Genomic DNA, 25687 nt, shown 5'->3' with positions numbered 1-25687 from the left:
CAGGCCGTAAGGAGGCCCTCGGCAGACCGCAACCAGGGGGCATGTGGGCGCGTTGACACCGATATGACCCATGAGCTGACCGCCCCCGGGCTTGCAAGCGCTTCCAGCAAGGCCACTGAAAGCGCTGTCGACGATCGCGGCGGCTGGTGGCGCGATGCCGTCATCTACCAGGTGTACGTCCGCTCCTTCGCGGACAGCGACGGCGACGGCGTCGGCGACCTGCGCGGGGTGCGCTCCCGACTGCCCCACCTGGCCCGGCTCGGCGTCGACGCCGTGTGGCTGACCCCCTTCTACGTCTCCCCGCAGGCCGACGGCGGCTACGACGTCGCCGACTACCGGGCCGTCGACCCCCTCTTCGGGGACCTCGCCGACGCCGACGACCTCGTCCGCGCCGCCCACGCCCTGGGCCTGCGGGTCATCGTCGACGTCGTCCCCAACCACACCTCCGACCTGCACCCCTGGTTCCGGGAGGCCCTGGCCGCCGGCCCGGCGGGCCCGGCCCGGGCCCGCTACCACTTCCGCCCGGGCCGCGGCGCGGACGGCTCGACCCCTCCGAACGACTGGGAGTCCGTCTTCGGCGGCCCCGCCTGGACCCGCACCCCGGACGGCGACTGGTACCTGCACCTGTTCGCCCCCCAGCAGCCCGACCTGAACTGGGAGCACCCCGAGGTCGCGGAGGAGTTCGCCTCCGTCCTGCGCTTCTGGCTCGACCTCGGCGTCGACGGCTTCCGCATCGACGTCGCCCACGGCATGGTCAAGGCGCCCGGCCTCCCCGACATCGGCCGGGGCGCCCAGGCCACCCTGATCGGCACCGAGCCGCTCCCCTTCTTCGACCAGGACGGCGTGCACGAGATCCACCGCGCCTGGCGCCGCCTCCTGGACTCGTACGAGGGCCCGCGCATCGGCGTCGCCGAGGCCTGGGCGCCGTCCTCCGAGCGGCTCGCGCTGTACGTCCGGCCCGACGAGCTGCACCAGGCGTTCAACTTCCGGTTCCTGAACTGCCCCTGGGACGCGCCCGCGATGCGCACGGTGATCGAGGAGTCGCTCGCCGCGACCACCGCCGTCGGCGCCCCGACGACCTGGGTGCTGTCCAACCACGACGTCGTACGGCACGTCACCCGCTACGGCGACGGCGACGGCCCGCGCGGCCTGGCCCGGGCGCGGGCCGCCGCCCTGCTGATGCTGGCGCTGCCCGGGTCGGCGTACCTCTACCAGGGCGAGGAGCTCGGCCTGCCCGAGGTGACCGACCTGCCCGACGAGGTCCGCCGGGATCCGGCGTTCCGCCGGACCGCCGGGCAGGACGGGCTGCGCGACGGCTGCCGCATCCCGCTGCCCTGGTCCGGCGAGGAGCCGCCGTACGGCTTCGGCCCGTCCACCCGGAGCTGGCTGCCGCAGCCCCGCAGCTGGGGCGCGCTGACCGTCGCCGCGCAGACCGGCGATCCGCGCTCCACCCTGGAGCTGTACCGGGCGGCCCTGGAGCTGCGGCGGGCCCTGCCGGGCCTCGGCTCCCCGGACGCGGGCCCGCTGACCTGGCGGTCCGCTCCGGAGGGCGTGCTGCTGTTCACCCGGCCAGGCTTCGCCTGCACGCTCAACACCCGGCCCGAGCTGCTCGAACTGCCCTCGCCGGGCCGCCCCGTGCTCTCCAGCGCCCCCGTCGAGACGGACGGCCGGACCGTCCGTCTTCCCCCGGATTCGTGCACCTGGTGGGTTTTGTAGTGCGCGACCGGTACAGTCCAATCCCGTGACCGCACGGCTTGCCGACATCGCAGCCCAGGCGGGGGTCAGCGAAGCCACAGTCAGCCGCGTGCTCAACGGCAAGCCCGGTGTGGCCGCAGGCACCCGCGAATCAGTGCTGGCCGCGCTCGACGTGCTCGGCTACGAACGCCCGGTCAAGCTGCGCCAGCGCAGCGCGGGCCTGGTCGGGCTGATCACCCCCGAGCTGGACAACCCCATCTTCCCGGCGCTCGCCCAGGTCATCGGCCAGGCGTTGACCCGCCAGGGGTACACGCCCGTGCTCGCGACGCAGACCCCCGGCGGGTCCACCGAGGACGAGCTGACCGAGATGCTGGTCGACCGCGGGGTCTCCGGGATCATCTTCGTCTCGGGTCTGCACGCCGACACGACCGCCGACATGGGCCGCTACGAGCAACTGAGGGCGAAGGGTGTCCCCTTTGTCCTTATCAATGGCTTTTCCGACAAGGTGCAGGCCCCCTTCGTCTCCCCGGACGACCGGGCGGCGATGCAGCTGGCGGTCACCCACCTGACGGCGCTCGGCCACACCCGGATCGGGCTGGCGGTCGGCCCGAAGCGGTTCGTCCCCGTCCTGCGCAAGATCGAGGGATTCCGCCTCGGCATGAAGGAGCGCCTCGGCCTGGACGAGTCGGCGGTCGAGGAGCTCGTCCAGCACTCCCTCTACAGCCTGGAGGGCGGGCAGGCCGCCGCCACGGCGCTGATAGCGCGCGGCTGCACGGCGATCGTGTGCGCCAGCGACATGATGGCGCTCGGCGCGATCCGGGCCGCCCGGCAGCAGGGGCGGCGCGTGCCGCAGGACGTGTCGGTGGTCGGCTTCGACGACTCGCCGCTCATAGCGTTCACCGACCCGCCGCTCACCACGATCCGGCAGCCCGTCCAGGCCATGGGCCAGGCCGCCGTGCGCACCCTGCTGGAGGAGATCGGCGGCACGCCGGCCCCGCACAGCGAGTTCGTCTTCCTGCCCGAGCTGGTGGTCCGCGGATCGACCGCGTCCGGCCCCGAGCAGCACCGGGGGCCTTCGTAGCGGGCGGTCCCCCCGGGCGCCCCGGATCCGGCCCCCGCGGGGCCCTTCCGGGGCCCGTCATCCCCAGGACTGACCGACTGCAGGCGAGACCGTACCGAGGGATGATCGAAGGCAGGAAGCCATCTGGCAGACTCTCGTCCCATGGGTGAAGCGAGCGTGAAGGCACTGGAAACCGGGACGGACGTCTCGTCATCCCCCGTGACCGACGACGACGCCGCCCGGCCCGACCGCCAGCGCACCCTGCTCACCCGTCTGCGGGCCCCGCGTCGGCCCCGGATCTGGTTCGAGATCCTGCTCATCGCGGTCAGCTACTGGACGTACTCGCTCATCCGCAACGCCGTACCGGAGCAGAAGTCGATCGCCCTGGCGAACGCCGACTGGCTGTGGCACGTCGAGCACGTCCTCGGCATCGCGGTGGAGAAGACCGTCAACCACGCCGTGAACTCGGTGACGTGGCTGATCGTCGGCATGAACTACTACTACGCCACGCTCCACTTCGTGGTGACCCTCGGCGTGCTCGCCTGGATCTACCGCTGTCATCCGGGGCGGTACGCAGCCACCCGCCTCGTCCTCTTCGCCACCACGGGCGTGGCGCTGGTCGGCTACTACTTCTTCCCGCTGGCGCCGCCCCGGCTGATGGACGGCGAGGGCTTCATCGACACGGTGCTGGTCCACCACACCTGGGGCTCCATGGCCTCGGGCAACCTCAAGAACATGTCGAACCAGTACGCCGCCATGCCGTCCATGCACATCGGCTGGTCGCTGTGGTGCGGGCTGACGGTCTACGCGGTGGCGGCGGCTCCGTGGGCGCGGATCCTGGGCCTGCTCTACCCGACGGCCACGCTGGTCGTCATCGTGGCCACCGCCAACCACTTCTGGCTGGACGCGGCCGGCGGCATGCTGTGCCTCGCCTTCGGCTACGCGGTGTCCCGCACCTGGTACGGCGGTCTCCCCCACCGCCTGCCCCGCCACCCCGTCCACACGGGCCCGCACCCGGCGACCGCCGCCCTGCTGAACCGGTTCCGCACTTCGCGGGGCTGACCCGCGGCCCTGCCGTCCGACACCCCTGCCGTCCCGGCCCCCCTGCACCCGGCTGCCCGGAAGAAACGGTGGCGCGCAACCCCCGCCCCTCGGCCGAGGCGGTACTCGCCGCACTGCCCGAGCTCGCCCCCCACGCACGGGACGCGGTCCTGCTCCACCCCGAACCCGGTGAGCCGGGCGTCGACAGCAGCTCGATCGGCGGGCCGCTGCTGTGGCCGGCGGACGAGCCGTGGCCCGTGTGCTCCCTGCCCGACGAGACCGGCGGCCCCGACGGCGGGCCCGCCACGGCCATGGTGCCGGTCGCCCAGATCTTCCGGCGCGACGTCACCGGCCCCTGGTGGCCCGACGGCGCCGACGCGCTACGACGAGGACGGCCCCCTGCCCCGGGCCCGCACCGTCACTGCCGAGCCCGTCACCGACTTCCCCTACCGGGAGGAACTGCCCGAGGAGCTCCGCCCCCGGCTGGCGGAGCTGGTCCGCGTGACCGGCCCGGAGGGCAGTGACGTCATCACCCGCCTCGCCGGCTGGAAGCTGGGCGGCTGGCCGACCTGGCACCTGCACCACCCCGCGGTGTTCGCCTGCGCCGACTGCGGCACGCCCATGACGCTCCTGTTCACGGCGGCCAGCGACCCCGAGACGGGCGTGGTCGTCGGCCGCTACGGCGACCTCCGGATCTTCACCTGCCCGGCAGACCACCGCCACGGCTTCCAGGTGGACCTGCACTGACCGGCCCTCGCGGCCCTCACAGCACGTGGGGGCCGGGGTAGGCGGTCTCCAGGTAGGCGGTGGTCGTGCCGTCGCCGTTGTCGTCGAGCAGAACCTCGAACGCGGATCCGTACGAGGTGGTGAAGCGGTGGATCGGGTAGACCCGGGAGGCGTCCAGCCGCAGGCGGAACGCCTTCATCGTGGGCTTGTCGAAGGGCGGATCGGTCGCCCTGATCCAGCCCCCGTTGTACGAGTCACCTTCCCTCGGCCATCGGCTCCACGGCCGCGCTTCGAGGTCGACCCCCTGCGCCCGCAGGTAACCGTCCATGCAGTCCTTCGGGACGGTGAAGCTGATCTCCACGCCGTCCGGCGGCCAGAACTCCTGGTGGTCCCGGTAGCTGTGCTCGACCCTGTCACAGTCGGGGAGCTCCAGGTGGAGGGCGTCCAGCACTTCCTGCCTGCTGTGGCCGCATCCCGCGAGCAGGGGTGCCGCGAGCAGCGCGGCCAGCGCTGCCGCACCCGTCCGTACACGCCGCTTGCGGTCCCCGGCCGCCGGTCGATCCGTCCGCACGCGCGCCCCCTTGATCTTTTCGAACGTGTTCAGAATACACGTCGCGCGGGCGGCCCTACTGCTCGCCGAAGAGCATCCACTTCTCCGGGGTGCCGAGCGGGGCGAAGCCGGAGCGGGCGTAGACGCCGTGCGCGTCGGCGGTGGCGAGGAGGATCCGGCGCAGCCCGTGCGGCTCCAGGTGCGCCTTGACGGCCTCGACGAGCGCCCCGCCGAGCCCCTTGCCGCGGGCACCGGGGTCCACGTACACGTCGCACAGCCAGGCGAAGGTGGCCAGGTCGGTGACGACGCGGGCGTAGGCGACCTGGGCTCCGGAGGCGCGGTCGTAGACGCCGAAGTTCAGGGAGCTCGCGACGGCGGTGTCGTGCTTCTGGCGGCTGCGGCCCAGCGCCCAGTACGCGTCCTCGGAGAGCCAGCGGTGGGTCAGGCCGACGTCGATCCGGGCGGTGTCGGTGGAGATCTCGTAGCCGTCGGGCAGTTCGTTCGTCATCCCCGCATCCAAACAGCGCCCGCCGGGCCCCGGCCAGCGGTTATCCCGGGATGTGGGACCCGATGCCGGCCAGGGCCTCGGTGAGGGTGCGGGTGAAGGTGTCGTCGGCGAGGATGCGGTGCCGTTCCCAGGCGTAGTCGAGCCGTGTCTCGCGTTCGAGCAGCCGGGTCAGTACGGGCCGTGCGGCGGCGGCCGGGGCGCCGATCTCGCCGAGGTGCCGGACCGCGAGCGGTGTCGGGTACGCGACGTGCCCGTCCCACTCCGGGTCGACGGCCGCCAGCAGCACCGGCACCGCCGGCTCCGGATCACCGGTGATCCGCCACCAGGCGTGGGCGGCGGCCACCCGGGTCCAGGCGCCGGGCGAGTCCATGAGCGCGCGTACGGCTGCGGTGTGCGGGGCTGCGGCCGGGCCGAAGTCGGCCAGGTAGGGCAGGACGCGGCTGCCGCGCCCGGACGCCAGGTCGGCCGCGTAGCTGCGGAGGGCGAGGGAGTCGTCCCCGGTCACGCGGGAGTGCGCCCAGGCGGCCGTCCGCACCCCGCGCCAGACGCCCCGGGCATCGGGCCCGTACGGGCCGGGCGGCCGTCCCGCCCCGGTGGCGAACTCGGCCAGCCGACCCGCGGCCGGAGCCGCCGCCGGGCCGATCCGGCCGAGGACGCGGGCGGCGCCGTGGGCGTACGGGCCCTCCAGACACGCCACCACCTCGGGCAGGGCGGGAGCCGCCTCGGGACCCAGGGCGGCAAGGACGCTGAGGGCGAAGGCGTTCCCCCCGGCGGCCTGCTCCGCCACCAGGTCGCGCCGCAGCAGGGGCAGCAGCTCGGCCGCGGGGAGCGCCGCCAGTGCGGGGGCGGCGTGGCCGCCGTCCCGCCAGAGCCGTCCCTGCACGGCGAGGCGGTGCAGGCCCGGCATGGCCCGCACGTCGCCGATGCCGGCGAGAGCGAACGCCAGCTGGCCTATCAGGTAGTCGTGGGGGTCGCGGAGCAGGCTGTCGAGCCGGTCCGCGAGCTGGTCCGCGTACGGAGCCGCGGCCCGGCCGGCCTGGATCAGCACCTGCTGCGCCGACCAGTAGACCTCCGGGCCGGAGGATGCAGCTGCCTCGACGATGGTGTCCCAGACCGCCGGCCGCGGCCGCCGCAGCCGGAGCACCGTCTCGGCGGCCGCGTCCACCTTCCGCTGGCGGAGCCGTGCTCTAGGCACCGGCGACGGCCACGAACCCGGCCCAGGCGGAGGGGCTCAGCGCGAGGCGGCCGCCGTCGGGGACCTTGGAGTCGCGGACGAGGACCCTTCCGGGGAGGTGGGCGACCTCTACGCACTCCGGGCCATCGTTGGTGCTGTAGCTGCTCTTCGTCCAGGCGACTTCTACGCACTCATTGCTGTCACTCGCGCTGTAGCTGCTCTTGACCCACGTCAGTTCGGAAAGGTCCTCGGCAGAGGGCTTGATGCTCATGTCTCTCCCAGCGCTTTCTCGATGAAGGCTCGCGACTCCCGGGGACTGAGAGCCTGGGATCGGATGATCCCATAGCGCAGTTCGAGGAGTTGAATGTCCCGGGGATCCGTGATCAAGCGGCTCGCCACCTGCGATTCGCAGTAGGCGACTGTGGAGCCCTCCTCCAACTTGACCACCTGGATGTGGCCGCCCATCCCGGCGTGGTCCTCGCACTTCGTCGGCATGACCTGGATCTCGACGTTCCGCATCGCCCCGACATCCAGCAAGTGTTCCAACTGCGCGCGCAGCACTGCCGGACCCCCGATCGTCCGCTCCAGTGTGACCTGCTCCAGCACGAAGGTCAGGGCGGGCATCGGGTGCCGGTGAAAGATCGCCTGGCGGGCCATGCGCGCCGCAACGTAGCGGTCCACCTGATCCGGCGAGTAGGCGGGCCGCCGGATCTCGTACAGCGCCCTCGCGTAGTCCTCGGTCTGTAGCAGTCCGTGCAGGTTGTGGTTCCCGTAGGCGCCAAGCTCAACCGCCTGGGCCTCCAACTTGGCCAGATCGCGGACCTTCTTGGGGTAGCGGGCCTTTTCGACGTCGACCTTCATCGCCGCGATCCTCCCACCCGCCTCCAGCACCTCGTCCGCCTTGTCCAGGAACTCGGGGCGGGGAATGCGGGTACCGCGCTCGATCTTGTAGATCAGATTCGGGCCGTAACCCATCCTCTTGCCGAACTGAGCCGCATCAAGCCCGGCGGCCTCGCGCCACATTTTCAACTGGCGTCCCACCGTGGCGATGACCGCCCCGGATTCGTCTTCGGGATCGAGTTCCCAACTCGATTCGTCGGCGCCGTCTGCGTTCACTTCCAACCTCCGATGGACCGGGAGGACAGCACGGGACAGCCTTGGACAACCGCTGTACACGGCGCCCTCAGCTCTGTTCAGGTTACGCACGAATGGCCACGCTGAGTCACGTGAATCAGGAAAACTCCCTCGACGCCGTCCTCCCCGCAACCCCGCGCGGCGCTCGCGCAGCTCGCGCGCTCACGGTGCACCAACTCACGGAACATCGGCTTCCGTTCACCGAGGCGGCACAGGTCGTCGCCGAGCTCGCCGCGAACGCCGTCACGCACGGGAGGGTCCAGGGGCGGAGCTTCCGGCTGCGGCTGTACATCAACCCAGGGCCTACGCTCCGTATCGAGGTGTCGGACACCCGGGCCGAGGACGTACCACCCACAGTCGCCGAACTTCCGTCACCCGAAGAGGAATCGGGGCGCGGGCTCGTTCTGGTGTCGAGCTTGGCTGCTCGCTGGGGAACGGATCAAGGCCCCGTACCCCTGAAAACGGTGTGGGCGGAATTGGACCTAGTCGGTCCGCTTTCGCCGGATCGAGGTTTCCACGACCCGGTAGGCCACACACCGGTAACGCTCGACGCCTAATGACTAAATAACCGGGGGGAAATGACCTTTCCCAACCTCCCCCCTCCCCCTCTCACCCGGTCGGGTGAATTGCGTCAACTCGGCTGGCGCATATGCAGATCCGCAGTGCAGAGTCGGCCTCGATACGCCCCACAAACGCATTCGGCCCTCGCATGGGACTGCCATCCCGCCGCGAGGGCCTGACCACAGCGGAAGAGAACAGCTTCCTCATGGCTGACCAGCAGCTTAGCGCGCCCACGCGCGCCCTGTCGGGTATCCGACACATCAACCGCACCCACCACACCCGGTTCGTCGTGATCGGCAACCACCTCGCCCAGCACGAGGCGTTGAGCCTGACCGCGATCGGGCTGGCGGCACACATCCAGTCGCTGCCGCCGGGCGCGAAGGTGACCATCAAGGCGCTGGCCGGGCGCTTCCCCGAGGGCGAGGTGCGGATCGCCACCGCCCTGCGCGAGCTGGAGGAGCACGGCTACCTGGGCCGCTACCAGGAGCGCATGCCGTCGGGCCGGGTCGTGACGTACACGGTGTCGTACAACAACCCCCCGGCGCTGAGGGCGGAGGCGAGGAGGGGTGGCGACGAGCCGCCCCCGGAGCCGCCCGAGCCGGACGACGACGGTGGCGGCGACGGTGGCGGTGGCCGCCCCGCCCCCTCGGACGAGGAACCCCCCGCCCCGCAGCCGGAGGCACCGTCGCCGCTCCCGGAGCCGGAGACGGAGGCGGCCCAGACCCCCGAGGCGGACGCGGAGGCGCGTTCGCTGCTGGCCCGGATGCGGTTGCGGGACCCCCGGCTGGTGCTGTCGGAGCGGGACGTGGCCCGGCTCGCCCCGGCCGTGGCCGCCTGGCTGGAACGCGGCCTGACCCCGAGCGCCGTCGGCGCCACCCTGACCCGCGCCCTCCCCCTGACCCCGATCCACTCCCCGTACGGGCTCCTCGCCCACCGCCTGCGCGAGCTGATCCCGCCGCCGATCCCGGCCGGCCCGGCGATCCGCCCGCCGGGCCCGGACCGGACGATCCACCCGCTCCAGTGCTGCGAATCCTGCGGCAAGGCCTACCGCGCCCCCACCCGCGGCGGCACCTGCGGCCCCTGCACCCGCGCCATGGACCCGACGAAAGTCGCTTAGCGGGGCCTGCCGGGCCCTGCGACAGTCGGCGCATGAGCCACCCCACGCCCGCCCCCGCCGACGAAACGCCCCTGACCGCCGAGGAGTACGCGGCCGTGCACACGGCCGTCGCCACCGGCGCCGGGCGTCGGAGCGACGGACGCCCGTGGACGCTCAACGCACTCTTCGAGGCATGGCAGGACCTCGTGGAGGAAGTGGAAGAGGGCTACGGATGGTGCGCGCCGGAGCTCGACGACGACCTGTGGTGTCGTACCGCGCTCGCCAGGGTCTGGCGACTGCTGCCGCCACGGGTGCAGGCCCTGCGCCGCCCCCAACTCGACGAACTGGACGCCCGCTTCCGTACGGCCACCATCCCCTGGCCCGACCGGGACGAGGAACCGCCCCAGTGGTGGACGCGGCGCATTCCCCGGATTCTCGAAGTCGAGGCCGGAGAACAGCTCTGGGAGGGGTGGCCGATGGGCTGGGGCACGATGCCGTTCCCCAAACCGGCCGAGGTCACGGTCGTCGAATGACGACCCGGACTCAACGGTCGCGATGCAGCCGCTCGTAGGCGGCCACACCGAGGGCGATGCCCCAGACCAGGAACAGCCCGTACCAGAACAGCCCCCACACGGCGTCCGGGTGCGCGTCCTTGGCGGCGAAGGCGGGTGCGGAAACGACCCGTCCGGCAGCGAGCAGGTACTGCAGGGCGAAGTAGGTGAAGCCCCAGAGGCTCATGCCGAACGAGGCGATCAGCGCGGGGACGGCGAGCAGGCGGCGCGGCAGTCGGCGCCCCCACGGCCGGACCAGGGCCAGCGCCAGGACCGCACCGAAGACGGCGACCCCGCCCATCCCCCAGTAGCCGACGGCCGCCTCCCAGGTGCCGTGCGGGGCGCCGGCGAAATCACCGGGGAAGGTGGCTCCGATGCCCGCACCCCACCAGAAGTGCGGGGCGGCGTACGCGAGGGCCGCCACCGCGGCCACGTACCCGGAGTACCCGACCCGCCGTCCGCGCGGCGCACCGGGCGTCGCCGCGACCGCTCCCCGTACCTGTGCTGTTGCCTGCGCCATGGGGTCCCCCGTGCTGCTCGTACCGGTGCGGCGGAGGCCCTGCGCCTCCCGCCGGGAACCACCCTGTCCGAGCCCGGCCCTCACCGGATCGCCCGCACGCACGGACCCGTCTCACCCGTACGGGGGAGGCCCGACTACGCGGGGTCGGCCCCAGTCGGGCAGCAGGTCCCAAGAGCTGCGCCCCAGCCACTCGGCGAAGGTGACCGGCCGCCCGCCGCCCCCGTGGTCGAGGGAGAGCGGGATGATCAGGTCGTGGGTGGCGCGGCCGTCCCACCACACCGTGCCGGCCAGCGGGCCGGACAGCGCGAGCAGCGTGGCGAAGCCGCAACCGTGCTCCTGGAGGACCACGGCGCCGGCCGTCTTCCGGTCCTGGAACTCCTCGTACTCCGCGTCCCAGGCACCCCAGGCGGCCGCGGCCGACGGCCCGTCGGGGAAGTCCTCCCACCGGGGCTCCCGGCCGTCCAACTCGGCCTCCGCGGCCGCGTACGAGTCGGGGTGCGGGAAGGGCAGCGGCAGCAGCTCGGCCAGGGTCTGATCGTTCCCGGCCCACCACCAGCCCTCCGCACCCCGCTCAAGGCGAGCGACCTCCCCACCGGCGCTGACACCGACCAGGTACGCCCGGTACTCGGCCGGAAAGCAGACCCCGAGCTCCCGCTCGGCCTCGGCCACCTCGCCCTCGGTCAACGGCGGGGGCGGGGTCGGAGGCGGGAGCGGTGAAGGACGGTGCACGCGGCCACCCTAGACGGGGTGTCGGAGGCGTCGGCTAGGGTGCGCGGATGATGTTCGAACATGGGCGGTTTTCGGCCGCCGTCGGGGACTTCGAAACGGCCGTACGGGCCCAGGACGCGGACACGGCGGAGCGTGCGTTCGCGCAGCTGACGCAGGGTTTCGGCCAGGCGACGGACGCCGAGCTGCACGCGGCGGGGCCTCGGTTCTCCGCCCTGCTCGGGGAGGTGCCGCCCGGGCCGCGGGCGGTGGTGGCCGTGATGACGGGGGCGTGCGTCGAACGCGGAGCCGACCCGCTGGCCTGCGCGCCCGGCGTGTTCGCGGGCGCCCTGGACGCCTTCGAGAAGGCCGCCGTCTTCTGCGAGCGGTGGGAGGCTGCCGGCCGCGGCGAGCTGCCCGATCACGAGGGCGAGGGCCTGGAGGAGGCCGACTTCGAACGGATCGGCTACGAGCCCGTCATGGCCTGGCAGGCGCTGCCGCAGTTCGAGATGGCCTGCGTGGCACTGCTCAACTCGCCGCGGGTACGCCGCGAGCTCCCCGTCCGTGAGGAGTTGCGGGCCGCCGTGGCCCGGACCGAGGAACTGTCCGGCGAGCAGTTCAAGTGCCTCGCGTACGCCCTCGCCGTCCTCGACGACGAGCCGCTCGTCGCGCTCGACCGCAGCACCGGCACCGGCTTCGCGCTGCGCGTCTCCGGCATCGGCGACAACTTCCAGCTCCACACGCTCCTCGCCGACGCCCTGATCGGCCGGGGGCTCGTGGCCGGTGAAGCGCCGTCGGCGGAGGCGGTCGCCTGCTGCCGCGACCGGGACGGCATGGTGCCGACGACCGGCTCCTTCAACCTGGTCGGCGCCGACGGCGAGTGGATCTGGAACGAGGGCAACCCGGCGGACATCCCCGCCGTCGACGGCGTACGCATCGTGGTCCTCGACCCGCCCCCGTACAGCAGGAGCTGGCCCGCGGGCCGCTTCTTCCCCGGGATGACGGGCGAGCTCGTGTACGAGCGCACCCTCGCCCCACAGGAGTCCGCCGCCCTCCTCGCCCAGGTAACCAACCCCACCCGCTGACGCGGGAGGCCACCCCCTGAACGCCTCGGTCCGGGCCAGAACCGGATCCGCACACCTGTCTCATTCTGTGCGTGTCGGAACAGCAAAACGGGGCCTCTACCAGCACATCATGCAGGCTGACGTTCGATTGCGAACGGCTGCGGGTGCGCGGTCCGGCTGGCTGGCTGAAGGGCTTCGGGGTGGGGTTCGACGAGGAATGGGGCGCACTGCGCGCCGAGGCTGCAACGCGCGTGCCGTCGCGGGCCGTTGATCCGTACGAGGTGGCGCGGGAGGCAGCGGCGCAGCGCTTGGAGGACTTCCGGGACGGTGTCGTTCTGGTGCCGTTGGACGACGAGGGCGGTCTGTGGACGGCGCAGGTCGGCGGTCTCGACTGGATCTGCGCGTTCTCCGACGAGGAGGCCCTGTACCGGTTCGCCGTGGAGCGCGACGAGACCGGCCGGGAGTGGCCGTACCGGCGCATCGGCGGGGCCCGGCTGTTGGACGAGGTGCTGCCGGCGCTGGACTTCCCGTGCGGCGTGGCGTTGAACGCCGCCGGCCCGGAGGGTGCGGTGTTCCCGCCGGTGCGCGGGATCGTTCCCGATGCGGTGGCGCTGGACGGGGAGCGTGCGGCGTGAGCGGGGACGACAAGGACCTCGACGTCTCGAAGCAGGCGCTGGGCCAGATAGCGAAGGGCATCACCGACACCCTGTCCGAGCTGAAGGAGCTCGGCATGGTCGGCGACGCGAGCATGGGCCGCGGCTTCTCCAAGCTGGCCCTGTCGGGCGTGCAGACGGGCCACGAGGGCCTGACCACCACCCTGAAGACGTTCTGCGAGCGCTGGGAGTGGGGGGTGCGGACCCTCGTCCAGCAGGGCAACGCCTTCGCCGCGAACGTGGGCCTGTCAGCCGGCCTGATCCACGAGCAGGACCAGTACGTCCAGGGCGCCTTCAAGATCGCGGTGAACGCCGGGATGGGCAACCCGTACGCCTCGGAGGACGAGATCACGAAGAAGGGCTGGGGCGAGGTCCTGTCCGACAACCCCTACACGCAGATCCGGGACGCGGACTACAGCCCCGAGTCCGGCGCACGCGCCGCCGAGAACAGCAAGGAGGCCTGGAAGACCGCGATCCGCGACGCGAACACCTCCGACGTCCTGCTGTCCAACCAGGTCATCGACGCGGTCGGACTGGGCGACGAGCAGGACGCCTTCGTCGAGGGCGTGGTCGGCCCGGCTCCCCAGCAGGCACCGCAGGCGGAGGGCGAGCGCTGATGACGGACTGGGGCGACCTGGTCAACAAGGGCCTGGAGAAGGCGGAGCACGGCTGGGACTCCGCCATGAAGTCGGTCGGGGAGGGCGTCGACAAGGCCACCGACGGCATCGGCGCCGCACTCGACTACGTCGGCGCCCACGACGCGGCCGACAAGGTGGAGGACTGGGGCGACGGCTTCGCCTCCGGCATGGGCGCCACGGTGCGCGAGCAGGACCTCGGCGAGACCGAGCAGGCGAACGAACTCGTCCACGGCTCGCCGACCGCGATCCGAGAGTCCGCGCTGCACCTGAAGGACTTCCAGTCGGCGTTCGAAGGCGTCGGCGAAGGCATGCGCGCCCTGGACACCGAGCACTGGAAGGGCGCGGCGGCCGACGCGTTCCGCGAGAAGTTCGCCCTGCACCCCGGCGACTGGCTCCGCGCCGCAGCCGCCTGCGAATCCGCCGCCCAGGCCCTGTCCGTGTACGCGGAGACCGTCGAATGGGCGCAGGTCCAGGCGCAGCTGGCCATCGAGGCCTACCGGCAGGGCAAGAAGGCCACCGCGGACGCCAAGGCCGCCCACGACAAGGCCCTCACGACGTACGAGGCGGCCGCAGCGTCCGGCGGTGACGCCGGACCGCGGCCGACCGATCCCGGCGACGTGGGCAAGGCGAGCCGCGACCGCGCCGAGGAGATCCTGAAGTCGGCCCGCAGTCAGCGCGACGACGTCGCCCGAACGGCTCAGACGGCCCTCGATGCGGCACTCGAACACGCCCCGGCGAAGCCCTCCGCCTCGCAGCGGGCCCTGGCGAACGCCATCGACCACGAGGGCGCCCAGGCCGTCGAGCTGGCCCACGTCCTCGGCGGCGCGGTCAAGGGCGCGGCGGGCACCGTCAACTACGCCCGGGGGCTGAACCCCTTCGACCCGTACAACCTGACCCACCCCGCGGAGCACGCCGAGCACGTCAACATGACGCTGGCGGGCCTCGTCTCCCAGGCCTCCCACCCCGAACGCATACCCGGACCGCTGATCGACTCCTTCCTGGCCGACAGGTACGAGTTCGGCGGCCGCCTCATACCGGAGTTCTTCGGCCCCAAGGGCGCGGGCCTGACCCGTACCGGGGCCCGCATCGCGGACGACCTGGCCAAGCACCCGAAGGCGCCGCGGGGCCCGAAGGAGCCGGGCAGAACCCCGTCCGCAGGCGACGAGCTGCGCAAGGACCCGCACGGGACGTCCCGCGAAGGGGACTGCAAGACCTGCCGCGAGGACCCGGTCGACGTCGCCACGGGCCGGATGATCCTCCCGCAGACCGACCTCGTCCTCCCCGGGGCCCTGCCCCTCGTACTCAGCCGCACCTTCGAGTCGTCGTACCGCCTGGGCCGCTGGTTCGGCCCCACCTGGTCCTCCACCCTCGACCAACGCCTGGAATTCGACGACGAGGGCATCGTCCTCGTCAGCGAGGACGGCAGCCTCCTCGGCTACCCGCACCCGTCACCCGGTGCTCCCGTCCTCCCCCACCTGGGCCGGCCCTGGCCGCTGGAACAGCAGTCGGACGGCGGCTACACCATCACCGACCCCGACACGGGCCGCGTCCGCCACTTCACGCACGACGGTCTGCTGATACAGGTCGACGACCGCAACGGCGCCTGGATCGCCTACGCGTACGACGAGGCCGGCGCCCCCACCGCCGTCTCCCACAGCGGCGGCTACGAGGTCCGCCTGACGACCTCGGACGGCCGGATAACCGGCCTCGCGCTCGGCGACGGCACGCAGGTCCTCAGCTACGGCTACACCGACGGCCACCTCACCGAGGTCACCAACTCCTCCGGCCGCCCCCTCCGCTTCGGCTACGACGACCTGGGCCGGATCACCTCCTGGACCGACACCAACGACCGCCACTTCGACTACGTCTACGACGACGAACACCGCTGCATCGCGCAGTCGGGCACCAACGGCCACCTGAACGTCCGCTTCGCCTACGAGCCGGGCCGCACCACCCTCACCGACTCCCTCGGCCACCGCACGCAGTTCCTGGTCAACGACCGCGCCCAGATCACCGCGGAGATCGACCCCACGGGCGCCACCACCCACTTCGAACACGACCGCCGCAACCGCCTGCTCGCGCGCACGGACCCCCTGGGCCACACGACCCGCCTCACCTACGACGAGGACGGTCGCCTGACCACCGTGACCCGCCCGGACGGCCGCGTATCGCGGGCGGAATACAACGCACTCGGCCTGCCGGTGAAGCTGATCGCCTCGGACGGCAGGGTGACCCGCCAGACGTACGACGAACACGGCAACCGGACCTCGGTGACCGACCCGTCCGGCACCACGACGCGCTGTACCTACGACATCCGGGGCCACCTTTCCTCGGTGACGGACGCGCTGGGCAACACCACCACGGTCCGCTGCGACCCGGCAGGCCAGGTCACCTCGGCAACGGACCCCCTGGGCGGGACGACGACCTACCTCCGCGATGCCTTCGGACGCCCGACCGCCGTCACCGACCCGCTGGGCCGCACCACACGCCTCACGTGGAGCGTCGAGGGCCGCCTCCTGCACCGCCGGCACCCCGACGGCACCGAGGAATCATGGACCTATGACGGCGAAGGCAACTGCCTGACCCACACGGACCCGATCGGCGGCACCACGGTCTCCGAGTACGGCGACTTCGACCTCCTCACCGCCCGCACCGGCCCCGACGGCACCCGCCACACCTTCGACCACGACACACAGCTCCGCCTCACAGGTGTCACCAACCCCCAGGGCCTCACCTGGACCTACACCTACGACCCGGCCGGACGCCTCGCCTCCGAAACGGACTTCGACGCACGCACGCTCACGTACGCGTACGACGCGGCCGGCCGCCTCACGTCGAGCACCAACACCGCGGGCGAGACGACCACCTACGAACACAACACACTCGGCCAAGCGGTCCGCAAGGACAGGGCAGGCCTGGTCACCACGTACGAGTACGACGCCTTCGACGCCCTGGCCAAGGCGTCCTCACCCGATGCCACCGTCACCTGGCTGCGCGACGGCACGGGCAGGCTCCTTTCGGAGACGGTGAACGGCCGCACCCTCACGTACGGCTACGACACCCTGGGCCGCCGCACCAGCCGGACGACGCCCACGGGCGCCGAGTCCCGCTGGACGTACGACGCAGCAGGCCGACCCGCCTCCCTCACCACCGCCGGCCGCACCGTGACCTTCGAGCGGGACGCAGCCGGCCAGGAGCTGACGAGAACCGTCGGCGAGCCCCTCTCCCTCACGCACGAGTACGACGTCATGGGCCGCCGCACCGCCCAGTCGGTCATCGGCCGGGGCGGGCGCACCCTCCAACGGCGCGGCTACAGCTACCGCGCCGACGGCTACCTCACGGGCATCGACGACTCCCTCACCGGTCTGCGCACCTTCACCCTCGACGCGGCCGCCCGCGTCACGGCCGTGGATGCGGCCTCCTGGTCCGAGCGGTACGCCTACGACGAGGCCGGCAACCAGACCAGAGCCTCCTGGCCGACCGACCACCCCGGATCGGAAGCCCAGGGCGAGCGCACCTACGCGGGCACCCGCATCACCCGCGCCGGCTCGATCCGCTACGAGCACGACGCCCTGGGCCGCGTCACCCTCCGCCAGAAGACCCGCCTCTCCCGCAAACCGGACACCTGGCGCTACGAGTGGAGCCCTGAAAGCCAACTGGTCGGGGTGGTCACCCCGGACGGCACCCGCTGGCGCTACCGCTACGACCCGCTGGGCCGCCGCACGGCCAAGCAGCGCCTTTCGGACACCGGCGAGGTGGCCGAGGAAACCCTGTTCACCTGGGACGGCACCACCCTCTGCGAGGAAACAACCGGCCACGTCACCCTGACCTGGACCCACCAGGGCCTCCACCCCGTCACCCAGACGGAACACATCGACCAGTCGGAGATCGACGACCGCTTCTTCGCTATCGTCACGGACCTGGTCGGCACCCCCACCCACCTCCTCGCGGAGGACGGCACCACGGCGTGGCACACCCGCAGCACCCTGTGGGGCACCACAACCTGGAACCGCGACGCGACGGCCTACACCCCGCTCCGCTTCCCCGGCCAGTACTACGACCCCGAATCCGGCCTCCACCACAACTACTTCCGCACCTACGACCCCGAAACCGCCCGCTACCTCACCCCGGACCCCCTGGGCCTCACCCCCGCCCCCAACCCCGCCACCTACACCCACAACCCCCACACCTGGTCGGATCCGTTTGGCCTCACGCCCTGCGAAGAGGCCAAGAAGATCGCAGATGCCAAGCAGGAGACTGTTCTTGGGCCTAACGTGCCAGCACGGACCGAGGCCAGTGTCGGGTGGACGGACAGCTTCAACTACAAGAAGACGTTCTTCAACGAGCACCCGGACCTAGAAGGGAAGGTAGTTGTTCATCACGCCATCGAGCAGCAGACCTTGAAGCGCTACCCCGGCCTCTTCAAGCCGGAGGAAATACACTCACTTGAGAACCTGCGCGGCATCCCAAAAGGTGATATCAACAGCCGAATTCACCTCAGTGAGATTAGGGTATCCTGGAACGAATTCTACAACAATCACCCGAACCCCACTCGGCAGCAGGTACTGGATCACGTGACCAAAGTCGACGATATGCTGGGACATTGGTTCAGTCCAAGGACCCGATAAAATCAGCGAGTTGAGCAAGAGAGGAAAGTAACGTGTGGTTGGAGCTCATTATGGAGCACGCGGGAGCCGAAACAACGCCGCCCGCAACCCCCTCCGAACTTGAACGTCTGGAGACGGCCCTGGGGCAACCTCTGCCGAATTCGTTGCGAAGTCTCCTCCTGGAGACCAACGGCGTTTCGGATGAATACGGCAATTGCGCCGTCTGGGGAGTCGACCAGATCATCGAGGTGAATCTCGCCTTTCGCAGCGACCCTTCCTATCGGGCCCTCTACATGCCTTTCGAGTCGCTAATGTTCTTCGGTGAGAGCGGCGGGGGGGATCAGTTTGCCTTTGTTCGCACCCCGAGCCGAGATGAGGTCTTCGCCTGGGATCACGAAACGGATAGCCGCATTTGGATCTCTCCCGGCTTGGACTCTTTTCTGCGGAGCGCTCTCACGCACACCGGCGAGGACTGGTACCGAACCTGAGGTCGACCGGCTTACCGGCCGCACACCTTTCGTAGCTGACCGACCCCGTCGACACATGCCGCCTTGAGCTTCTGGCGCCCCCGCCGCGGAAGAACAACATAAGGTAGGCAGCCTCTCAAATCTGCGGACTGAGGACGCGTGGGATCGAGGCCGATGGAGCCCGACCCGATCTTGCGGTAATCCGCGAGATGATCGCCAAGTAAGGCCGTCAGCCGGCGTAGAAGAGGGCGTCGACGATGGCGCGGGCGCGGCGGGTGGTGCGGCGGTAGGCGTCCAGCATCTCGCCGACCGTGCCCTCCGCGTAGCCGAGGTAGCGGCCGACCGCTGCCAGTTCGCGGGCCTCCGTCGGGAAGGTGTCCCCGGCGCGGCCGCGGACCAGCATCACCGCGTTGCGGACGCGGGTGGCCAGGATCCAGGCCTCGTCCAGGACCTGCGCCTCCTCGGCGGGGATCAGGCCGGCCTCCTGCGCGGCGGCCAGGGCCTCGCGGGTGCGGGTGGTGCGCAGGGCCGGTACGTCCCGGGCGTGCCGCATCTGGAGCAGCTGGACGGTCCACTCGACGTCGCTGAGGCCGCCTCGGCCCAGCTTCGTGTGGAGGGTCGGGTCGGCGCCGCGCGGCAGGCGTTCCGACTCCATGCGGGCCTTGAGGCGGCGGATCTCGCGGACGGCGTCGTCGCCGAGGCCGTCGGCGGGGTAGCGCAGCGGGTCGATCAGTTCGATGAAGCGGCGGCCGAGGTCGGGGTCGCCGGCGACGGGTGCGGCGCGCAGCAGGGCCTGGCTCTCCCAGGTGAGCGACCAGCGGCGGTAGTACGCGGCGTACGAGGCGAGGGTGCGGACGAGGGGGCCGGAGCGGCCTTCGGGGCGCAGGTCGGCGTCGATGAGCAGTGGCGGGTCGGCGGTGGGGAGTTGGAGGAGGCGGCGCATCTCGGCGATGACGGTCTGGGCGGCCTTCGCGGCTTCCTGTTCGTCGACGCCGTCGCGGGGTTCGTGGACGAACAGGACGTCGGCGTCGGAGCCGTAGCCGAGCTCGTGGCCGCCGAACCGGCCGACGCCGATGACGGCGAACCGGGTGGGCAGGGTGTCGCCCCACTGGTCGCGGACGGCGGCGCGCAGGGCTCCGGCGACGGTGGCGGCGGTGAGGTCGGACACGGCGCGGCCGACCCGGTCGACGAGGGCCCCGTGGTCCGTTTCGGCGGGGCTGTCCTCCGTACCGTACGAGGCGATGATGTCGGCGGCGGCGGTACGGAAGAGTTCGCGCCGGCGGACCCCGCGCGCGGCGGTGACGGCGGCCTCGGCGCTGTCGGCGCGGCCGACGGCGGCGAGCACCTCCTGCTCCAGGGCTTCGCGCGTACGCGGCTGGAGGCCCTCGGGGTCGCCGAGCAGGGCGACGGCCTCGGGGGCGCGCATCAGCAGGTCGGGGGCGAGGCGGCCGGCGGACAGGACGCGGGCCAGGTTCTCGGCGGCGGCGCCCTCGTCGCGCAGCAGGCGCAGGTACCAGGGGGTCTTGCCGAGGGCGTCGGAGACCTTGCGGAAGCCCAGCAGGCCGGCGTCCGGGTCGGCGGAGTCAGCGAACCAGCCCAGCATGACCGGCAGCAGGGTCCGCTGGATGGCGGCCTTGCGGGTGACGCCGGAGGCGAGGGCCTCCAGGTGGCGCAGGGCGGCGACCGGGTCGGCGTACCCGAGGGCTTCGAGGCGCTGGCCGGCGGCGCGCGGTGAGAGCCGGGTCTCGCCGGGGGCGAGCTGGGCGACGGCGTCGAGGAGCGGGCGGTAGAAGAGCTTCTCGTGCAGGCGGCGGACGACGGTGGCGTGGCGGCGCCAGGCCTTGTTGAGTTCGACGACGGGTTCGGTGCGCAGGCCGAGGGAGCGGCCGAGGCGGCGCAGGTCGGCCTCGTCCTCCGGGACGAGGTGGGTGCGGCGCAGGCGGTGGAGCTGGATGCGGTGCTCCATGGCGCGCAGGAAGCGGTACGCGTCGTTCAGCTGGGCGGCGTCGGCCCGCCCGACGTAGCCGCCGGCGGCGAGGGCGTGCAGGGCGTCGAGGGTGGTACCGGAGCGCAGGGTGGCGTCGCTGCGGCCGTGGACGAGCTGGAGCAGCTGCACGGCGAACTCGACGTCGCGCAGGCCGCCGGGGCCGAGCTTCAGCTCGCGGTCGACCTGGGAGACGGGGATGTTGTCGACGACGCGGCGGCGCATCTGCTGGACGTCGGCGACGAAGTTCTCACGTTCGGCGGCCTGCCAGACGAGGGGGCTTATGGCGTCGATGTACGCCGCGCCGAGCTCCTGGTCGCCGGCGACGGCGCGGGCCTTGAGGAGGGCCTGGAACTCCCAGGTCTTCGCCCAGCGTTGGTAGTAGGCGAGGTGGGAGGAGAGGGTGCGGACGAGGGGGCCGTTGCGGCCCTCGGGGCGGAGGTTCGCGTCGACGGGCCAGATGCTGCCCTCGACGGTGGTCTCGGAGCAGATGCGCATGAGGTGGGAGGCGAGGCGGGTGGCGGCCTGGAGCGCCTTGGGCTCGTCGCTGGTGGCGGCGGCACTGCCGTTGGCTCCGCCGGTGCCGTTGGCTCCGCCGGTCCCGTTGGCTCCGTTCGGTCCGCCGTTCCCGGCGTTCCCGCCGTTCGCGTTCGTGCCGGCGGCGGCTTCCGCGACGAAGATGACGTCCACGTCGGAGACGTAGTTCAGCTCGTTGCCGCCGCACTTGCCCATGGCGATGACGGCGAGGCGGCACCGCGCCGCGTCCTCCGGGGCGGCCGCGCTCGCGATGCGCAGGGCGGCGCGGAGGGTGGCCGTGGCGAGGTCGGCCAGCTCGGCGGCGGTCTGGGCGACGTCGATGGTGCCGCAGACGTCGCGGGCGGCGATGGAGAGCAGGCAGCGGCGGTACGCGACGCGCAGCGCGACGGGGTCGTGCGCCTCGGCCAGGCCCTGTTCGAACTCGGCGAGGCCGGGGTGCAGGTCGGCGGCCTCGTACGTGATGAGGGCGTGCCAGTCGCGGGGGTGGCGGGCGAGGTGGTCGGCGAGGGCCTCCGAGGCGCCGAGGACGCCGAGGAGACGGTCGCGCAGCGGCTTGGAGCTGGTGAGGGTGTCGAGGAGGCCGGGCCGTTCCCCGGCGGGCTGCGCCTCGGCGAGGCGGGCGAGGCCACGGAGGGCGAGGTCGGGGTCGGCGGTGCCGCCGAGGGCGTCGAGGAGCACCGGATCGGTGTTCACGGGGGCCAGCGCGTCGGACTCCAGCAGCCGGGCCGCGGCCGAGGGGTCGGTGAAACCGCTGCGCAGCAGCCTCGTGAAGGTGCTGCTCCTGCGTCCCGGGACCGTCATCTGGTCGCCTCCCGCGTCCCGCGTCCGTACGTCGCTCACCGCATCGGCCCTCGCGGGCCTTGGAGGGAGCCTATCCGGAGCAGGCGTTCGACTCACCGGGGAGCGGGCGGGTGCTCGGGTTGTGGCGCAACGTTGCATATCCTGACGCCGATTCTCAGATTGTCAGATTTTTATCCGACTTTCTGTCCTGAAGACTGACCACCTTCGGCTGCCCACCCTCCCCGCCGGGGGCTGCGCCTGCCCGCCGACCGACCGGCCGTGAGGACCCACATGCCCGACGGACACCCCGGCCCGGTTCCCGCACCGCGGCCTGACGCCGAGCAGGCCGGCAACACCGCGGGCCACGGCCCCGCCTGGTACCCCGTCACGGCCCACCCGCAGGGCCACGGGTACGGGCCGGGCCACGAGCAGCCCCACACCGGCTACGGGGACCACGAAGGCCACGGCCCCCAGCACGGCCACATACCCGAGCCCGGCCCCGGCATACCGGTGCAGGGGCAGCCGTACCCCGGCGGGCACCCCGGCCCGGCGGAGGCGGCGCAGGCGTGGGCGTGGGCCTGGGAGGGCGGGGCCTGGTCCCCGGGTCACGGCATACCCTCCCCCGCGCCCGGATGGAGCGGCGGCCCCGCCACCGAACCGTCCCCCGCGGCCACTTGGCCCTCCGAGGCCGCCGCACACGCGTCGCCGCGGCCGCCCGGGCAAGGACCCCACGCACAGGCCGGCTTCGGCATACCCACCGCCGAACCGGCACGCCAGGAGCAGACCGGGGCTCCGTTCGTCCCCCACCCCCGCACGGGCGGAGCCACCGCCCCCGACACCGACCCGGCCGCCGGCTTCGGCCCCGACCCGGCCACCGGCCCCGCCCCCGACCCGGCCGCCGGCCCCCACCGGGCAGAGGACGCCGGAGGCCGCGCCGCCCGCCGCAAACGCGCGGCCAGGACCGAAGCCCGAGTCGAAGCCAGAGCCGACGCCGACGCCGACGTCGAAGCCACGGCGAACGGCGGTGGCCGGGCGCGCCGCCGGGCCCGTACGGACGGCACCACCCCCGACGGAACCGGGGCCGGCGCCGGACGCCGCACCGCGCGCCGGGCCCGTACCGCGCGCCGGGCCCGTACCGCGAACAGCCCCGGATCGGGCCCCGGCCCCGGCTCCCGCGGGCGGCGGGTCGTCAAGCTCGTCGGGGGCTTCGCGGCCCTCGCCGCCACGGGCATGTTGGTCCTGCGCGGCTCCGACGCCCTCGCCGGAGTCCGGGCCGGCCTCCCCACCGCCCCCGGCTCCGCGTCCGCCCCCGCATCCATATCCGCCGCCACGCCCGCATCCGGGAAGAACGGGCCCGCGGCGCAGTCCGAGCGCCCGGCCGGATCCCCCGCACTCCCCTCGACGGGGGCCGGTACCGGCCCCGGAGCCAGGACCGGAACCGGAACCGGACCCGGAACCGCGGCCGCCGCCCCCGATGCCGGCGGCCAGGTCCTCCAGGTCGTCGCCCACCCCGACGACGACCTGTACTTCATGAACCCCGACCTGCGGTACTCCCTCGCCGCCGGCCACCGCCTCACCACCGTCTACCTCACCTCCGGCGAAGCCGACGGCATCAACGCCGGCGCCGCCAAGCGGGCCACCACCCCGCCCGACAAGCCGGCCTACGCCGAGGCCCGACAGAACGGCATCCGCGCCGCCTACGCCCAGATGGCCACCGGCGACCGCACCAGCGCGTGGAAGCGCACCTCCGTCCCCACCAAGGGCGGCGGCCACGCCGAGGTCGACGTGCTCGCCGCCCGGCCCGAGGTCAACCTCGTCTGGCTGCAACTCCGCGAGGCCGGCACCGTCTACGACGCCGTGCCCGAGAGCCTGCGCGGCCTGTGGGACGGCAAGGCGGCCCGCCTGGAGTCGGTGCTGGCCTCGGGCAGCCCGGTCAAGCAGCGGTTCTCGTACTCCAAGGACCAGCTGGTGCAGACCCTCGCCGGCGTGCTGGAGCAGTACGGGCCGACGACCGTCCGCGCCCAGGACCCGACCCCCGGCCGGTACCCGGACACGAAGAAGTACACCGACCACCAGGACCACTTCTACGGCGCCCGCTTCCTGCAGGCCGCCCTCGCCGCGTACGCGAAGGACGTGCCCGCCACCGACCGCCCGCACTTCGCCGTGCAGAACTACGTCGGCTACTTCAACGGCTCCCTGCCCGGCAACCTGGCCGCCGACGAGGCCAAGGAGAAGCTCGACATCATGGGCATATACGCCTGGGTCGACCGGCAGAACCACTGCGGCAGCACCGCCGGCTGCGGCGACCTCAAGGTCGCCGACCGCCCCGAGGGCAACAACTGGACCTCGTCCGTCAACTACGCCCGCGGCTCCGGCACGTCCTGGCTGGCCTCCGACAAGGAGCACGGCCTGTGGGCCTTCAAGGCGCTCGACGGCCAGGTCGCCGTGTGGCACCGGGCCGGGCCGCTCGGCCCCTGGACCGGCCCGCGCCTCCTCCCCGGCACCGGCATGGACCCGGGCGTGTCGGCCGTCGCCCTCCAGGACGGCCGGATCGCGGTCTTCACCACCCGCACCTCCTTCGGTGCCCGCCCCGCGGACTACCGGCGCGAGGTCGTGTACGCGGTCCAGAAGCGTCCGGGGGCGGAGGAGTTCGGCGACTGGCAGTCCCTCGGCACCCCCGAGACCGCCGACGACACCTGGACCTCCGACATCAGTGCCCCGGCCGTCTCGGCCGACGGCACCTGGACCTCCGACATCAGTGCCCCGGCCGTCTCGGCCGACGGCACCGGCCGGCTCGCCGCGTACGTACGCGACGGCGCGAGCACCCTGCGCGGGCGCGTGCAGCGCGCGGACGGCACCTGGGGCCCGTGGGAGCAGCACGGCGGCACCGACCTGCACGGCACCCCGGCCACCGCGACCGATGCCGCCGGCCGGCGCATGGTGTTCACGGCGACGACCAGGTCGGTGACCGGCTGGGTGCAGCCGAAGCCGGGCGCCGCGCTGGGGCCGGCGACGCCGACGGGGCTGCCGGACACCACGCTGCCGCTGACGGTGGACGGGCGCGAGGGCGGCGTACGCATCTGGTTCCGCAAGCCGGGCTCGGGCGACGTCCGCACCGCCCTGGTCACCGCCGAGGACAAGGCCGGCGGCGGCAGCGCGGCCGCCGCCACGGGCCTGAAGGCGGGCGGCGTCACGGACCTCGGCGGACTCCAGGGCTTCGGCGCGGTCGCGGCCAGCGGACACGTCCTGGCGGGCCGCGCGGCCGGCGGGCAGCTGGGCTCCGACCTGGGCCGGGGCCGGCCGTGGGCGCGGTCGCCGCTGATGTTCGTCGGCGCCCCGGCCGCGGTGCAGACCGGCACGCTGACCGGCAGGAACACGGTCAGCCTGGCCGTCGTCGGGCTGGACGCGCGGCTGTACGTGACCTCCTCGGTCGGCGGGGAGGCGAAGGCGGGGACGAGCGGGGGCGGGAACGCGTACCTGACGCCGTGGCAGCCGGTCGCCCCGCGCCCCGCCAAACCATGACGGATCACCATGAACAACACCCATGAGCCTTCCGGAAAGCCGGTTTCGTAGGACGAAATCGCGATTCCGCTGAACCAAGTTGCGGGTTTCGGCCTCTCTCTGACTGTTCAGCGG

At 72.5% G+C, this 25687-nt stretch carries 21 protein-coding genes; 13 read left to right on the top strand and 8 right to left on the bottom strand.

Annotated features, from left to right (window positions below; all coding sequences use genetic code 11):
* Positions 1-63 precede the first annotated feature (63 nt).
* From ACSHWO_RS24035 to ACSHWO_RS24020, 4 genes are all read left to right on the top strand, one after another.
* Complete coding sequence (locus ACSHWO_RS24035) at positions 64-1716, top strand: glycoside hydrolase family 13 protein (protein WP_438314784.1); 1653 nt, start codon at positions 64-66, stop codon at positions 1714-1716.
* A gap of 25 nt (positions 1717-1741) precedes the next feature.
* Positions 1742-2776: a LacI family DNA-binding transcriptional regulator gene (locus tag ACSHWO_RS24030; RefSeq protein WP_385849331.1), complete on the top strand. Its 1035-nt coding sequence runs from the start codon at positions 1742-1744 to the stop codon at positions 2774-2776.
* 141 nt (positions 2777-2917) lie between these two features.
* The gene (locus ACSHWO_RS24025; RefSeq protein WP_438314780.1) at positions 2918-3817 is read left to right on the top strand and encodes a phosphatase PAP2 family protein; all 900 of its coding nucleotides are present in this window, start codon (positions 2918-2920) and stop codon (positions 3815-3817) included.
* 480 nt (positions 3818-4297) lie between these two features.
* Positions 4298-4543: a hypothetical protein gene (locus tag ACSHWO_RS24020; protein WP_438314777.1), complete on the top strand. Its 246-nt coding sequence runs from the start codon at positions 4298-4300 to the stop codon at positions 4541-4543.
* Between the two features lie 16 nt (positions 4544-4559).
* Here the strand turns inward: ACSHWO_RS24020 and ACSHWO_RS24015 are convergent, their stop codons facing one another.
* Genes ACSHWO_RS24015 through ACSHWO_RS23995 form a run of 5 tightly spaced genes read right to left on the bottom strand, consistent with a single transcriptional unit; the run spans position 4560 to position 7870 of the window.
* On the bottom strand, positions 4560-5093 hold the full coding sequence (locus tag ACSHWO_RS24015; RefSeq protein WP_438314774.1) for a hypothetical protein: 534 nt from the start codon (positions 5091-5093) through the stop codon (positions 4560-4562).
* A 55-nt stretch (positions 5094-5148) separates the two neighbouring features.
* Positions 5149-5580: a GNAT family N-acetyltransferase gene (locus ACSHWO_RS24010; RefSeq protein WP_438314771.1), complete on the bottom strand. Its 432-nt coding sequence runs from the start codon at positions 5578-5580 to the stop codon at positions 5149-5151.
* 40 nt (positions 5581-5620) lie between these two features.
* Complete coding sequence (locus ACSHWO_RS24005) at positions 5621-6775, bottom strand: hypothetical protein (protein ID WP_438314768.1); 1155 nt, start codon at positions 6773-6775, stop codon at positions 5621-5623.
* A complete protein-coding gene (locus tag ACSHWO_RS24000; RefSeq protein WP_438314765.1) occupies positions 6768-7025 on the bottom strand; it encodes a DUF397 domain-containing protein in 258 nt (85 codons plus the stop codon). The genes ACSHWO_RS24005 and ACSHWO_RS24000 overlap by 8 nt, the downstream gene beginning before the upstream one ends.
* Positions 7022-7870, bottom strand: a complete 849-nt coding sequence (locus ACSHWO_RS23995) for a helix-turn-helix domain-containing protein (RefSeq protein ID WP_438314762.1) — start codon at positions 7868-7870, stop codon at positions 7022-7024. The genes ACSHWO_RS24000 and ACSHWO_RS23995 overlap by 4 nt, the downstream gene beginning before the upstream one ends.
* A gap of 92 nt (positions 7871-7962) precedes the next feature.
* On the opposite strand from ACSHWO_RS23995, the gene ACSHWO_RS23990 reads away from it, so the two are divergent.
* From ACSHWO_RS23990 to ACSHWO_RS23980, 3 genes are all read left to right on the top strand, one after another.
* Positions 7963-8445, top strand: a complete 483-nt coding sequence (locus ACSHWO_RS23990; RefSeq protein WP_438314759.1) for an ATP-binding protein — start codon at positions 7963-7965, stop codon at positions 8443-8445.
* Between the two features lie 209 nt (positions 8446-8654).
* Complete coding sequence (locus tag ACSHWO_RS23985; protein ID WP_438314756.1) at positions 8655-9566, top strand: helix-turn-helix domain-containing protein; 912 nt, start codon at positions 8655-8657, stop codon at positions 9564-9566.
* A 32-nt stretch (positions 9567-9598) separates the two neighbouring features.
* Entirely contained in the window at positions 9599-10078 is a 480-nt protein-coding gene (locus ACSHWO_RS23980; protein ID WP_438314753.1) for a hypothetical protein, read from the top strand.
* A 10-nt stretch (positions 10079-10088) separates the two neighbouring features.
* Here the strand turns inward: ACSHWO_RS23980 and ACSHWO_RS23975 are convergent, their stop codons facing one another.
* Both ACSHWO_RS23975 and ACSHWO_RS23970 read right to left on the bottom strand, forming a co-directional pair.
* Positions 10089-10616: a DUF3995 domain-containing protein gene (locus ACSHWO_RS23975; protein WP_438314750.1), complete on the bottom strand. Its 528-nt coding sequence runs from the start codon at positions 10614-10616 to the stop codon at positions 10089-10091.
* A gap of 111 nt (positions 10617-10727) precedes the next feature.
* Positions 10728-11345, bottom strand: coding sequence for an SMI1/KNR4 family protein (locus tag ACSHWO_RS23970; RefSeq protein WP_438314747.1), 618 nt, complete (start codon positions 11343-11345; stop codon positions 10728-10730).
* A 47-nt stretch (positions 11346-11392) separates the two neighbouring features.
* On the opposite strand from ACSHWO_RS23970, the gene ACSHWO_RS23965 reads away from it, so the two are divergent.
* The 5 genes from ACSHWO_RS23965 to ACSHWO_RS23945 all read left to right on the top strand — a co-directional run bounded on the left by ACSHWO_RS23965 (position 11393) and on the right by ACSHWO_RS23945 (position 18771).
* Positions 11393-12406 (top strand): hypothetical protein, encoded by a 1014-nt coding sequence (locus ACSHWO_RS23965; protein ID WP_438314744.1) that lies wholly within the window; start codon positions 11393-11395, stop codon positions 12404-12406.
* Positions 12407-12477: 71 nt separating this feature from the next.
* Positions 12478-13020, top strand: a complete 543-nt coding sequence (locus tag ACSHWO_RS23960) for a hypothetical protein (RefSeq protein WP_438314742.1) — start codon at positions 12478-12480, stop codon at positions 13018-13020.
* Positions 13017-13655: a hypothetical protein gene (locus ACSHWO_RS23955; RefSeq protein WP_361096883.1), complete on the top strand. Its 639-nt coding sequence runs from the start codon at positions 13017-13019 to the stop codon at positions 13653-13655. Before ACSHWO_RS23960 ends, ACSHWO_RS23955 begins: the two co-directional genes overlap by 4 nt.
* Positions 13655-18304: a putative T7SS-secreted protein gene (locus tag ACSHWO_RS23950; protein ID WP_438314739.1), complete on the top strand. Its 4650-nt coding sequence runs from the start codon at positions 13655-13657 to the stop codon at positions 18302-18304. The genes ACSHWO_RS23955 and ACSHWO_RS23950 overlap by 1 nt, the downstream gene beginning before the upstream one ends.
* 32 nt (positions 18305-18336) lie before the next feature.
* Positions 18337-18771, top strand: a complete 435-nt coding sequence (locus ACSHWO_RS23945; protein ID WP_438314736.1) for an SMI1/KNR4 family protein — start codon at positions 18337-18339, stop codon at positions 18769-18771.
* A 208-nt stretch (positions 18772-18979) separates the two neighbouring features.
* Here ACSHWO_RS23945 and ACSHWO_RS23940 read toward each other — a convergent pair whose 3' ends face one another.
* Positions 18980-22072, bottom strand: a complete 3093-nt coding sequence (locus tag ACSHWO_RS23940) for a bifunctional [glutamine synthetase] adenylyltransferase/[glutamine synthetase]-adenylyl-L-tyrosine phosphorylase (RefSeq protein ID WP_438314733.1) — start codon at positions 22070-22072, stop codon at positions 18980-18982.
* 270 nt (positions 22073-22342) lie between these two features.
* Between ACSHWO_RS23940 and ACSHWO_RS23935 the strand changes: the two genes are divergently transcribed.
* Positions 22343-25573, top strand: coding sequence for a PIG-L family deacetylase (locus ACSHWO_RS23935; RefSeq protein WP_438314730.1), 3231 nt, complete (start codon positions 22343-22345; stop codon positions 25571-25573).
* The last annotated feature ends 114 nt before the right edge of the window (positions 25574-25687 follow it).

Origin of the sequence: Streptomyces pallidus (ex Mingjun et al. 2026) (assembly GCF_051550185.1) — a bacterium.
GTDB lineage: Bacteria > Actinomycetota > Actinomycetes > Streptomycetales > Streptomycetaceae > Streptomyces.
This window is presented reverse-complemented; position numbering and strand designations above follow the sequence as displayed.